The sequence below is a fragment of the Pseudomonas sp. 43(2021) genome, assembly GCF_017490805.1.
In the GTDB taxonomy this organism is placed as follows: domain Bacteria; phylum Pseudomonadota; class Gammaproteobacteria; order Pseudomonadales; family Pseudomonadaceae; genus Aquipseudomonas.
The window spans coordinates 1-12,436 of the sequence record NZ_JAFGYJ010000038.1; the positions used below are offsets into that span (position 1 = coordinate 1).

Consider the following 12,436-nt stretch of genomic DNA (forward strand, 5'->3'; position numbering starts at 1 on the left):
CCCCAAAGCCCTCCCCGGTCGTTTGACATATCGAACGGCTCTGGCAAGCTATCTACAAGCCCCGACCGGAATCGTCGCCTCCGACGAGCCGGCAGTGCTCGGGGCTACAGGTTGCACCCAGGGCCCCGCGCCGTGCACCTGCACAACAACGACAGGCCGAACCTGTCCCAAGGTGACATATGTCCAACAGCAACATTGGCAACAAGCAACCCTCCCTGCGCAAACCCGTCGTCCTGATGACCATGGGCAGCCAAGAGCGCAAAGGCCATGACTACCAGGTCATGACCCACAAATACATCACCCCGCTGGTCGAGTTTTCCGATTGCGTCCCGGTGCTGGTGCCCACCTGCTGCGGCATCGAGGACCTCGAGACCTATCTGGACATGGCCGACGGCGTGTACCTGACCGGCGCCGGCAGCAACATCGACCCGGCCCTGTACGGCCAGGAGAACGAGACCCCCGGCAAAGGCCAGGACAAGAACCGCGACCTGTTCGACATCCCGCTGGTCAAGGCGGCGATCAAGCGTGGCCTGCCAATCTTCGGCATCTGCCGTGGCATGCAGGAAATCAACGTGGCCCTGGGTGGCGACATCTACCAGAAGGTGTACGCCGAGCCTGGCTTCAACGACCACCGGGAAAACCCGGAAGACCCGGTCGAGGTGCAATACGCCCAGGTGCACGGCGTGAAGATCAAGCCGGACAGCTGGTTGCGTGACACCCTGGGTACCGACGAGATTCGCGTCAACTCGCTGCATGGCCAGGGCCTGCACAAGCTCGGTGCCGGCATCGAGGCCATCGCCCATGCCGAAGACGGCCTGGTCGAGGCGATCCATGCCCCGAGCATTTCGCCGTTCCTGTTCGCCGTGCAGTGGCACCCGGAGTGGCAAGCGGCGAAGAACCCGGATTCGGTCAAGATCTTCCAGGCTTTCGGCGACGCTTGCCGCGCCCAGGTACGCAAGGCGCAGATCAAGCGCCAGCATGCTGCCTGAGCTTCAGTTTCCTCTGCTTTGATCGCGGGGCGGCGCAAGGCCGCCCCCGTTTTCCCCGGTCACCCTCTGCTGGTCCCAGAACACTTCCCGTGGAAACGGGCGGCGGGCTTGTGCCTGTCTCCGCGATCGTTTTTTCCTACCCCACCAAGAGATACGATGACTGATCGCAGCAAGTCTGCCCGACCGGTGTCGAGGTGTGTGATGCGATGGTGCACGCTGGACCTTACCCGGCCACCTCGGATGCACGCGGCACGTCGGTCGGCACCCTGGCCATCGACCGCTTCCAGGGCCCGGTGTGCTACCAGAACCACCCGCAGGCGCTGTTGCCCGAGGCACTGCGTGACGGCGCGATCTGACTGATTGCCTGAAACAGCAAAGCCCCGCGCATGGCGGGGCTTTCTTTTGGCTGTACCGGCGTCGCCGGGGCGATACGCAATGCGGTATTTGTAGGTGTCCGCAGACGACTCCCCAGCACTGAAAAAACACTGGAAATACTGGCCCCACGCAGGCGCAAGCCTGTACTGTGCGGTTTCACGCTCATCCATGGAAGGAAACCACAGCATGAAACCCCTCGAACGCCTGTTGCTCTCCAGCGGCCTGCTGATCCCCCTTTGGCTGCTGGCAGGCGTATGGTTCACCGCCCAAGCCTACCCCGGCTACAACCACCTGCAACAGGCCATGAGCCAGCTCGGCGCCGTCGGTTCGCCGACCCAGAATTGGTCGCCGCTGGTCAATAACTTCCCCCTCGCCATACTGTTTGCGCTGTTTGCCTGGGGCCTGGCACGACGTTGGCGTGGCTCGAAGCTGGCGTTGCTGAGTGCGGCGTTGGTGCTGCTGCATGGCCTGGGCAGCCTGGGTACCGGCTGGTTTCCCTGCGACCAAGGTTGCGCACCGGCACAGCCTTCCCGGTCACAACAACTGCACAACCTGTCCGGCCTGCTGATGTTCTTCTCGCTTACCCTGGCCAGTGCCCTGTGGGCCTGGCTGGGCAATCGCATTGCCGGGTCCAGGGCACTGGCGCTGTTTTCCCTGACCTGCGTGGTACTGGCGATCATCACCGTCGCGCTCATGGGCCACGCCGCACAAAACGGCCAGTTGTTCGGCCTGTACCAGCGCCTGAACTACGGTGTATCGGTGATCTGGGTCGCCAGCCTGGCCTGGACCAGCCTGCGCATACCCGTCTCCAGCCCGTTGCCCATGGCCACAACCTGACGGCAAATTGCTGGCCCCCAGCGTCTTCAAGCGAAGGCAAACTTCGTTTTCCTTCAGATGCTTAGGACAGCAACATGCGAGTACTTCTAGCAACGATGGCCGGCTGCCTGCTGGCCACGCTCGCTTTCGGCGCCCAGGCACGGGCGTTGAGCCAGAACGATCGCCACACCTGCGGCTGGGGCGCGCAGATAGCCGCCGAGGCCCAGCAGGCCAAGCTTTCCGGGGTAACCTTGTATGCCACGCGCAAGAAGCTGCAGGTGCGCAAATTTCCCAAACCGTGGATGCGCATGACCGCCTTCGGTATTACCGAGCAGACCTATAACAGCCGCTCGCGGCTCAAACCTGCAGCGATCAAGCAGACCTATTACGAGCAGTGCGTGCAGCATGCGGTAGCAAGGCGATAAAGCTCTCAAAAGATTGCCCAGCCCTTTGGGATGCGCTGTGGGAGCGGGCGTGCCCGCGAATGCCACAACGCGGTGTATGGCACCGGCTCCGCCGGTGTTCGCGGCGGTTCGACGCCTCGACATGCCCGCTCCCACAGAGGGCGTGCCAAATCAATGAATTATGTGCTGTTCCCAGAGAGCGGCCTTGTGTCAAAGCCGCCAGGGCGCACCGGCCTCGAAGCGTGCTTCCAGCCACGCCTTGAAGGCCCCCAGGGCGGTGGTGTTGAGGCGCGCGGTCGGCCGTACCAGGTAGATGCCTGCCGCCACATTCAGCTGCCATTGCGGCAGCACCCGCACCAAGCGCCCGGCGGCGAGGTCTTCGCCCATCAGCCAGTCTCCTCCGGCCAGAATACCCACGCCACGGCGCGTCGCCTCCAGCAGGGCTTCGTTGTCATTACTGCGCAAGCTGCCGGCAACCTTGACACTCCGCCAGGCGCAGGCGCCCACGTACCGTCGCCGCCCCTTCGGCCGCTTCCTGTTCCGCCTCGGCGATCAGCCGGTTGGCCTCGCGCACCTGGCCACCAGCCGCTCGCCTTCATCGGTAAAGCGCAGCTGCCGCGTACTGCGCTCCACCAGGCGAATGCCCAGGCGCGCCTCCAGTGCTCTCAGGCGCTTGGACAGCACCGTGGGGTGGTGCGGCGGCTGTCGAAGGCATCCATGGCAAGGCTCGGCACAAGGCAGTAGGGTCAGGAGTCAGGCAGTAAGGACCAGCGCGCCCTCCGACAACCCTTGCTCCAGGTCCCCGTGGACCCTGGCCGCTTCGGCCAGCGGGTAGCGACGCCAGACCCGAGGCTGGATGATACCCTCGGCGACCGCCGCCAGCACGGCGGCGGCGGCCTGCTCATCCAGCTGCGGCGGTAGCTTGACCAGGCGCTCAGCCGGGTACAGGCGGCCGCTGGCGTAACCGCCAACCGGGCCCATTGCATAGGCGACCCGGTCGCCCACCTGCACGCCATGTACCCCATCGCCGACGGCAATACAGCCAAGGTCAGCAGGACCCTCTGCGCGCGCCGAACCGCGTCAGCCTCGGTTATTTGTTAAGCTGATCGAAACCGTCAGAGATGACCAAGACCATTCGTACCATGGATGAACTACGCAAGATCGACCTCAACCTGCTGCTCGCCCTGCACGCGCTGCTGAGCGAAAAGCACGTGACCCGCGCCGCCCTGCGCCTGCACCGCAGCCAACCCGCGGTAAGCCACGCCCTGGCGCAGCTGCGCAAGCACTTCGACGACCCCTTGCTGGTGCGCCAGAACGGCCGCATGGCCTTGACCGCCCGCGCCCAATCGCTGGCCAAGCCGCTGCAGGACGCCCTGGGCAACCTCAACGGCCTGCTGGCCGCCCCACAGTTCGAACCGGCGAAGTCCCAACGTCGCTTCAGGCTCTCGCTGTCCGACTACTCCTCACGGATCATCCTGCCACCCCTGCTGCGCCACCTGCGCCAGGTCGCGCCCGGGGTGGACCTGGCCATCAGCCAGGCCAGCCGCGAAACCATGCTGGCCCAGCTGCTCGACGGTGAACTGGACCTGGCCCTGGGCATCTTCCCCGAACTGCCCCAGGCCATCACCGCCCAAGCACTGTTCGCCGACAACTTCATCAGCGTTGCCGATCGCCAGGTCCTGCCGGCCAGCGGTGGCCTGGCCCTGGCCGACTGGGTGGCCCGCCCGCATGTGCTGATGGCCATGCGCCCGGATGCCTTTGACGAAATCGAGCGAGCCCTGGCCGCCCAAGGCCTGCGCCGGCGGATTGCCCTGGCCTTGCCGCACTGGAGCGCGGCGGTCGAGGTGCTGGCTGGCACTGACCTGATCCTGACCGTGGCCAGCCGCGCCGTAGGTTCCCTACACCAGCACCCTGCATTGCGCCAGTTCGAGCCGCCGCTGGCGATCCCTTCGTTCGACTACCAGCAGGCCTGGCACAGCCGCAAGGACAGCGACCCCGGGCATCGCTGGCTGCGTGAAACCGTATGGGCCTGCAGCCAGCCGACACGTTGATCAAGCCTCCGGCTGTCTCACCACGGCCGCGGCACTGGCCGGCGTGCCCGCCGCCCAGCTGCCTTGCACCAGCAGCACGCCACACAGGATCAGCACCACGCCCGCCAGCCTGGCCAGGTTGAGCGGTTTGCCCCCTAGTCCCATCACCCCGAAGTGGTCGGCGACCACCGCCGTGATGATCTGCCCCGCCACCACCAGCACCAGGAACCCCGCCGCACCCAGCTTAGGGGTAAGCGCAGCGGCACCGGCCACGTACAGCGCCCCCAGCACACCGCCTACCCACAACCACCAAGGCCCCTGCAAGGCCTTGCCCATGTCCGGCGCCGGCACCCTGAGGATCAGCAGTGCAGCGATCACCACCAGCGAACTTACCGTCAACGACGTGAACGCGCCCCACAACCAATGCCCCAGCGCCCGGCCGACGGCGGCATTACCCGCAGCCTGGAATGGCAGCACGGCACCGGCAAGCAACGCCAGGGCAAAGGGAAGCGCTAGCAGGCACAGGGTTTTGCTGGGCATGGCAATTCTCGTTCTCGACAAATGTTCAGGCCATGATCGGCAAATTCTCTCTATCTATGGAAATCGAAAGTGTGCACCCACACTATTCGCTACATGGATACCATGCATGCGGTTCCTGCCGAGTCGGCTAGGATGCTGCCCAGTCACGCCCCCAGAAGCCCAAGCCGACGGGGTCCGGCTGAAACCAGACCAGAACCGTATGTGATGGAGCACATTCGATGACAGATGAACGCACAACCCTGATCGACCATGGACAGTTGCCCACCCGCAACCTGGCCGAGTGCCTGGCAGTGGATCAAACGACCCTGGTCGGGGCATTGGCAGGCCAACTGCCCGACACACTGATCGGACCGTTGGCTACCTGTGCCGAAGCAACACGCTCGCTGGGCCTGTCGAAGAAAATCGCGGCCATCGGGCTTACCCTCGGGCAATGGCTGGAACCAGCCCCTGCGCCCCTGCGCCAACAGGTGTTCGAGCGGTGCAGCGCACACAGCGCCGATACGGTGCGCAGCTGGGCGGCCTTCGCCCAGGCGCACCTGTCGCGCACGCTCGATCTCGAGTCCGCTTTGCTGGCCCAGCTGCGTTTTGCCCGCGATGAACATTTTGGCGTGCGCGAATGGGCCTGGATGGCCCTGCGCCCTCACCTGGCTCGGGAACTGGATAGCGCCCTTGCCCTGCTCGCACGGCATGCCGGCGACAGCAACCCACTGGTACGACGCTTCTGCATCGAGGTACTGCGCCCGCGTGGCGTCTGGTGCGAGCACATCGCCGCGCTCAAGCTGATGCCGGAAGCGGCCGAGCCACTGCTGGTGCCCCGCCTGGCCGAAACCGACAAGTATGCCCAGGACTCGGTTGCCAATTGGCTCAACGATGCCAGCAAGACTCGGCCCGACTGGGTGATCCAGCTGTTCGAACGACATCCGCCGTCATGCAAGGCATCACGGCGGATCCATACGCGGGCAACCCGTAGCCTGCCCCAATGAATGGTCAGCGCGAGGTTTCGACGCGCAGCACTTCGGTGTAGATCGCGTCGACCGTCTGGCCGACCTTGAGGTTCTTCATGCGTGCCTGCAGGTCAGGGTTCTCGACCTTGACCACCTGCAGCTTGCCCTCCGGTGGCAGCAGGCTCACCTCATGCGCCTTGAGGTCGATCTTCTTGATCTGCGAGGTCACCTTGACCTGGCGGAACGCTTCGCCGCCCGGGTTGGGGTTGTCCGCAGTGGCGCGGATGGTGCCGGACTCTTCAGTCGCCTTCGGCGCCCCGCCTACTTCGGGATTCAGCACATAGGCCACCGCACGGGTCACGTAGATGTCGACCTGGTCACCCACCTTGAGGTTGGGCAGCGCCTTGGCCTTTTCCGTGAGCTGGAAGGTCACATCCTTCTTGTCGTCGGGGCCTTTCACCGTGACCTGGCGGCTGGCCAGGTCGATGGCCGTGACCTGCGTGGTGACGTGGCTTTCCAGCGCCTCGCTGCCAATGGGAATACCGGCAGCCTGCACCATGAAGCTGGCGGTAGACGCCAGGGTGGCAAGGGCAACAGCACGAGCGAGAGAGCGAATTGGATTCATAGGCCTGCTTCCATGTAATCAAGACCGGATCGGTGCGTGAAATGTTCACGCGCCAACAAGCATAGCCCTTGGCTGCCACATTGCCGGGCCGCCACCTTGCAACAGCAAATGCGAATTCTTTACACTTGCTTTACATTTACAAATCATTACTATTCGTTACCTCAAATACAACAAAGAGTCATTTGTAATGGCAAAAAAGTCCGTTGCCCCAGCATCCATTTCCATGCTGGGTCTGCTGGTTGTGCCTGCTGTTCACGCGGCTGTCCAACCTGAATCGCAGGGTTCCCTCGCCTTGCCCGCCACTGCCGTCACCAGCGCCTACGAGCAGCAAAGCTACAAGGCCAGCGAAAGTCGCAGCGCCATGAAGATCGACGCCCCGCTGCGCGACATCCCGCAAACCGTCAACGTCGTGCCCGAAAGCGTAATCAAGGACCAGGGTGCGCAGTCCATGGAGGACGTGCTGAAGAATGTGCCCGGCATCGGTCTGTCCAACGGCGACGGCCAGCGCGACCAGGTGACCATTCGCGGCTTCAGCGCCATTGGCGACATGTACATCGACGGCGTGCGCGACGACGCCCTGTACTTCCGTGACCTGTCCAACATCGAGCGGGTCGAGGTGATCAAGGGCCCTGCCGCCGTGCTCTATGGCCGTGGCTCTTCGGGCGGCCTGATCAACAGCATCAGCAAGAAACCGAGCTTCACGCCCAAGCGCGAGGTCGGCATGAGCTTCGACAGCGAAGGCAAGCGCCGCACCCAGTTCGACACCGGCTGGGCAGACCCGCAAAGCAACCAGGCCTACCGCGTGACCGGAGCCTTCGAAGACAGCGACACCTTCCGCGACGATGGCTACATCGACCGCAAGGCCATCGCGCCGTCGGCCTACTTCCGCCTCTCCGACGACCTGGAACTGAACCTGGGCGCCACCTACCTGTACGACAAGCGCCTGATCGACTTCGGCATCCCGGCGCTGGGCAACCGCCCGGTGGATGTGGATCGCGACAAGCGCTTCGGCTCCGGCGATGCCGATCAGGACTACGCCCGCAGCGAAGTGTTCTCGCTGACCGCAAGCCTGGACTACCGCATCAATGACGACTTCACCCTGACCAACACCAGCCGGTATTACCGCTACGACCTGGACCGCAACAACACCCTGGCCGACAGCAGCCCGACGCGCTTCGTCACCGCGCCCAACGGCGAACTGCTGGTCAAGCTCAACCGTGGCAACGTGGCCCGAGACGAGTACGGTGTGTTCAACCAGACCGAACTCAAGCAACAGGCGCAGCTTGCCGGAATGCAGCACAACTTGCTGTATGGCGTGGAAGTAGGCTTCCAGGACAAGCACCAGCGGGTGCTGAGCCAGAACAACGTTGCCCAGGTGCCGGTGTTCCGCGACGCCCTGGTGCCGGTGCCGGAGCACGGCGCCAACCTGTCGTCCAAGGGCACCAACTTCCAGCAGACCACCGGCCTGTATGTGCAGGACATGATCGAACTGAATGAGCACTGGAAGGCCTTGGTCGGTGTGCGTTATGACATCTTTGGCCAGGAGTACGACGACGACCGCGCGCAGAACGTCGACCTCGACCGTACCGACAAGACCTGGAGCCCACGTGCCGGCCTGGTCTACCAGCCGGATAACATCCAGTCCTACTATGTCTCGGTCAGCCGCAGCTACCAGCCTTCGGGCGAGGTGTTCGCGGTCAGTCCGACCAACCAGCACCTGGAGCCGGAAGAAACCACCAACTACGAACTCGGCGCCAAGTGGGACCTGCTCGACAGCCGCCTGTCGGTGACCGCAGCGGTATTCCGCCTCGAGCGCACCAACATGAAGACGGCCGACCCGGCCAACCCCAACCTGACCGTGCTGGCCGGCGAACAACGCACCGACGGTTTCGAAGCCACCGTCAGCGGGCAGCTCACCGACAAGTGGCAGATCTACGCTGGCTATGCCTATCTGGATGCCGAGATCACCAAGTCCAACAGCAAGACCAACGGCGTGGCTAACGAAGGCCAGACCCCTACCCTGACGCCGCGTAACAGCGCCAACGTCTGGCTGGTGCGTACCTTGACCCCGGAATGGCGCGTGGCTGCCGGCGCCAACTACGTCGACGAGCGCTACACCGCACTCGACAATGTGGTGGTGATGCCGGGCTACACCACCTTCGACACCGCGCTGCTGTACAGCGTGCCGCAATGGGACGCCGCGCTGCGCCTGAAGAACGTGTTCGACCGCGACTACTATGCCTCCGCGCACGGTTCGGTGGACCTGATCACCCCGGGTGCACCGCGCACGCTGGAAGCCAGCTTCAGCTACCGGTTCTGATCCCCTGCCCCAAGGCGCAAGGCCTTGCTGTGGTGCAAGGCCTTGCGTTGCATCTGGTGCAATGCAAACGTTCACCGCTTCGCTTGAATGCAATATCCTGCGCAGTGAATGGCACCGACTTTGCCGGTGTTCGCGGCGGTGCGCCGCCTCGACAAACCCGCTCCCACAGTGTGGACAGCACCTTGCTTGCGATCACAGCGTCCCGCCCCTCAGTAAGGAGAGCATATGAGCAACAAACCGAATCGCCCATACACACCTTGGGCGCTGACCACCCTGCTCGCCTTCAGCCTGGCACTCACCGCCGGCTGCTCCAGCAAGACCAGCAAGGCCCGCTACGCGGCTCCCGCAACAGGCTCCAACTGCTTCGCCAAGGCCGTCCCCACCACCGGCGAAGGCGGCCTCGCGTGGGGCAATACCCTGAGCATTGCCCGGCAGAAATCGCTGAACAACTGCGTGCGTTATGCAAGCCGGTCAGGGGGCACACCGAAGACTTGCCAGGTGGTGATGGCCAAGTGCAAGAACTAAATATTTATAGACAAATTATAAAGTAAGACCTTTCTTACAAATATATCCGCACTGCTTCTCCTTCATGAGGAGCACTTGAGCAACATCCGACTCACCCAAATATACTCTTACACTTTCGACCTCGACTCAAAACGGCAGTCGAGGCATTGTCTTGCCATTGAAACTTGATACGCCCTATCCGTGGCAACCCAAAACAAGAACTTTCCTACAACATACAGCCCATCAAGAAAACCAGGGTACGGTACACCCGCGGTATATACGTCAATAACGCTTCAATACATCCCCACGAAATAGATAACAACAGGCTGACCAGCAATAAAGCAGGCCATTTTTTATTTCGTGAGCAAGAAAGTTTGACACTGAGCAAGGAGCTCCCATGACTGACGCCTCCATCAGCAGCGCCACCTCCGGCCCTGCCTGTAGCGCACGCATCCCCATCCTGCCGGTGCGCTATGCCATCGTGCCACGCACCGGCGATATGCCCGCCTGCCGCTATGCCGATGCAGGCTTCAACCTCGAACAAGGCTTCGGGCCACTACAACACTCTGCCTACACCCAGCCGAAAGTACCGGTAGTGGTGGCGCTCACCGATGCCGAAGGCATGGCCCTGGACCTGAGCCTGACGGTGTCGGCCTACCAGCATCAACTACGCGACCTGATGCCCGCCGAACAGCTGGAGCACATGAAGCCGGCACAAGGGCCCGAGCAGGAACGCGTACCGGCGTGCTACAAACTGGATGTCGAACAGCTGAGCGTGCAAAGCCACGATTTCCACCACCGCAACCTGGTGGCCATGCTGCTGAACAAGACGCTGGAAAGCCTGTACCCGGCGGATGCCCCTTCACCGGAACTGGCCGAGTTCCGGCTTGGCACCGAGCGCCGCGGCCCCGCCCTGTCGCCGTCCGAGTCACGTTTTCAGGCCCTCACCCATGAAGACTACTCACCCAACGGCGCCCGCCTGGCACAGCGTCTCGACCTCGCCAAGTACCGGCGCTTCCTCACCGAGCGTGATGAACTGGAACGCCGGATCATCGCGTTGCGCAACCAGGCCTTGCAGGCCAGCCACGACCATGACGCCTGGCTCGGGACCGCCGAACCCCAGCACGTCGATAACCCCTACAGCCTGGCTGCGGCCCTGGCCTGCTACGACCGCGACGAAATCACTTCCGCCCGCGGCCTGGAAATATCCTTGGCGCTGCTGATTCAGTCGATGGGCCAGCCAGCGCCCGGCACTGAAGAACTGGACCCGCGACTCAAACGTCTCGAACAGTGGCTGGACCAGCACGACAGCCCGCTGTACACCGCCCTGGCGCCATTCAACCCGTTCAAGGACAAGGCGGATTCGATCGGCAGCCTGTTCGGCGCCAGCGATAACGTGATCGAAGGGTTGGCGGGTCGCTTTCCGGCCATGGCCGACATCACCGACCTTACCGCCCAGTCGGTCACCACCGTGGTGCTCAAGCGCCTGCGTGGGCAGACCCGCTGGGATGCCAGTCATGGCCTGCGTCGGCAAGTGTTGTTGGCGGCGAGCGAGGCCAATGCCGAGAAAGCGCTGGGACTGCTGGCAGCGCGTTACCAGATCACCGAGCAGGCCATTCGGGACAATCCGTTCAGCCAGGAGGTGGAGAAGTACCTGAAGAACGGCATGGCGCAAGTTGAAGAGATGAAAGAGCTACGCATCTCGGGAAGCCGGACGGTGTCAATCGAACTGACCACCACCGCGCGAGCTAAACCCAACTTTCTCGGGTTACTCACAGCGGGCGGCGGCGGTGGATTGAATGCGGGAATGCTGTGGTTCAACGTGATTTCGCTCAAGACCGCCTACCACAGCCTGCAGCAGAGCGATGCACCGGAATACACCATGGGGTTCGCTTCATCGATTTTCGGGGTGATTGGTGCTGCATCGGCGACATTAGTCAGCGTGCGGGCAACGCAGAAAGCAGTGATGCTCAGGCTAAGTTCAACCGCCCCTGGGATGGCCTTTGGAAATGGGATTATAAAATTCTTAAGCAGTAACTTGTTTGCGCGATTAGCAGGATATCCTGCAATAGTATTTAGTCTGTTCTCTGATGGATCCAAGGGGTTTCGCCAGTTCAATAACGGTGACTCTACTGCCAGTAAATACACAATTGCTGGCGGATTAACCATGGCTATTGGCTCTGCTGTCGTCCTTGAAGCCGGACTTGCTGTTGCGGGTGCTACATCGGTTGTGCCCTTCGCCGGATGGGCCGCAGCTGCCCTTGTTCTCGTAGGAACAGCAATCATTGCAGGAGGTCTCTACCTCCATGCCAAGGCACATGAGCGACTTCACAGCCCAATTGAGTTTTGGGCAGCACGTAGCGTCTTCGGTAATCGCAACAACGATGGGGAGGCGCGCCCTGAGATTACCTTGAACTATGAAAATAAACTTCCTGCTTTCACCTCGCTACAAGCAGAAATCAAAGCTTGGCATAGTGAGCATTACGGACCGAAACTATTATCCGCCGAGCAGGCCCAATCACTCGGTATAACTAAAGTCGACACCAGATGGCATCATAACAATCACTGGTCTCCGCCAAGCTGGACAGCAATCACTCGCAACGAAGTAGCCACACCTCAACCAACCGTTGAGTTCACAGTGCTGCTGCCTGGCTTCGTACTTGGAGTAAGTGAATGGTCAGGAAGCTTGAGCGCTCTCCGTAACGACCAAGGAATGGACGTTTTTCCAATCGTCCCGACCGGCCACATTGCAGGTGCTGGCTTAGTTCTTCATTTCGAGAACACGTGAGGCACCCAAAATCATGTCTCACTGCATCTAGCCTACAACGTCAATCAAGGGTTGGATGAGGACAATGAGATCCTGTCAACTTTCCGTCTTGAGCGCTGATC

11 protein-coding genes and 3 pseudogenes are annotated in these 12,436 nt (G+C 62.2%); 9 read left to right on the plus strand and 5 right to left on the minus strand.

Features of this window, described 5'->3' with window-relative positions; genetic code table 11:
- Positions 1-179 precede the first annotated feature (179 nt).
- From J5M71_RS24090 to J5M71_RS24105, 4 genes and pseudogenes are all read left to right on the plus strand, one after another.
- Complete coding sequence (locus J5M71_RS24090; RefSeq protein WP_207837762.1) at positions 180-989, plus strand: type 1 glutamine amidotransferase; 810 nt, start codon at positions 180-182, stop codon at positions 987-989.
- Positions 990-1,168: 179 nt separating this feature from the next.
- Positions 1,169-1,345: pseudogene (locus J5M71_RS24095) on the plus strand (aldehyde dehydrogenase (NADP(+))); the annotation flags it as partial.
- A 205-nt stretch (positions 1,346-1,550) separates the two neighbouring features.
- The gene (locus J5M71_RS24100; RefSeq protein WP_207837765.1) at positions 1,551-2,201 is read left to right on the plus strand and encodes a DUF998 domain-containing protein; all 651 of its coding nucleotides are present in this window, start codon (positions 1,551-1,553) and stop codon (positions 2,199-2,201) included.
- A 74-nt stretch (positions 2,202-2,275) separates the two neighbouring features.
- Complete coding sequence (locus tag J5M71_RS24105; protein ID WP_063914989.1) at positions 2,276-2,605, plus strand: hypothetical protein; 330 nt, start codon at positions 2,276-2,278, stop codon at positions 2,603-2,605.
- Positions 2,606-2,794: 189 nt separating this feature from the next.
- Here J5M71_RS24105 and J5M71_RS29580 read toward each other — a convergent pair whose 3' ends face one another.
- The 3 genes and pseudogenes from J5M71_RS29580 to J5M71_RS24115 all read right to left on the minus strand — a co-directional run.
- The gene (locus tag J5M71_RS29580; protein ID WP_347709873.1) at positions 2,795-3,091 is read right to left on the minus strand and encodes a LysR substrate-binding domain-containing protein; all 297 of its coding nucleotides are present in this window, start codon (positions 3,089-3,091) and stop codon (positions 2,795-2,797) included.
- Between the two features lie 45 nt (positions 3,092-3,136).
- Positions 3,137-3,268: a LysR family transcriptional regulator gene (locus tag J5M71_RS29585; protein ID WP_325175958.1), complete on the minus strand. Its 132-nt coding sequence runs from the start codon at positions 3,266-3,268 to the stop codon at positions 3,137-3,139.
- A gap of 69 nt (positions 3,269-3,337) precedes the next feature.
- Positions 3,338-3,619: pseudogene (locus J5M71_RS24115) on the minus strand (zinc-binding dehydrogenase); the annotation flags it as partial.
- 107 nt (positions 3,620-3,726) lie between these two features.
- On the opposite strand from J5M71_RS24115, the gene J5M71_RS24120 reads away from it, so the two are divergent.
- Positions 3,727-4,635 (plus strand): LysR family transcriptional regulator, encoded by a 909-nt coding sequence (locus tag J5M71_RS24120; RefSeq protein ID WP_207837832.1) that lies wholly within the window; start codon positions 3,727-3,729, stop codon positions 4,633-4,635.
- Here J5M71_RS24120 and J5M71_RS24125 read toward each other — a convergent pair whose 3' ends face one another.
- Positions 4,636-5,154: a DMT family transporter gene (locus tag J5M71_RS24125; protein WP_207837768.1), complete on the minus strand. Its 519-nt coding sequence runs from the start codon at positions 5,152-5,154 to the stop codon at positions 4,636-4,638. It lies immediately after the preceding gene.
- 218 nt (positions 5,155-5,372) lie between these two features.
- On the opposite strand from J5M71_RS24125, the gene J5M71_RS24130 reads away from it, so the two are divergent.
- Positions 5,373-6,137, plus strand: coding sequence for a hypothetical protein (locus tag J5M71_RS24130; RefSeq protein WP_207837771.1), 765 nt, complete (start codon positions 5,373-5,375; stop codon positions 6,135-6,137).
- A gap of 4 nt (positions 6,138-6,141) precedes the next feature.
- Here J5M71_RS24130 and J5M71_RS24135 read toward each other — a convergent pair whose 3' ends face one another.
- Entirely contained in the window at positions 6,142-6,723 is a 582-nt protein-coding gene (locus J5M71_RS24135) for a hypothetical protein (RefSeq protein ID WP_207837773.1), read from the minus strand.
- A 187-nt stretch (positions 6,724-6,910) separates the two neighbouring features.
- Between J5M71_RS24135 and J5M71_RS24140 the strand changes: the two genes are divergently transcribed.
- From J5M71_RS24140 to J5M71_RS24150, 3 genes and pseudogenes are all read left to right on the plus strand, one after another.
- Positions 6,911-9,043: a TonB-dependent siderophore receptor gene (locus J5M71_RS24140; protein ID WP_207837775.1), complete on the plus strand. Its 2,133-nt coding sequence runs from the start codon at positions 6,911-6,913 to the stop codon at positions 9,041-9,043.
- A 225-nt stretch (positions 9,044-9,268) separates the two neighbouring features.
- Positions 9,269-9,568, plus strand: coding sequence for a hypothetical protein (locus J5M71_RS24145; protein WP_207837777.1), 300 nt, complete (start codon positions 9,269-9,271; stop codon positions 9,566-9,568).
- Between the two features lie 376 nt (positions 9,569-9,944).
- Positions 9,945-12,434, plus strand: a pseudogene (locus J5M71_RS24150) (T6SS effector BTH_I2691 family protein).
- Positions 12,435-12,436: the final 2 nt, after the last annotated feature.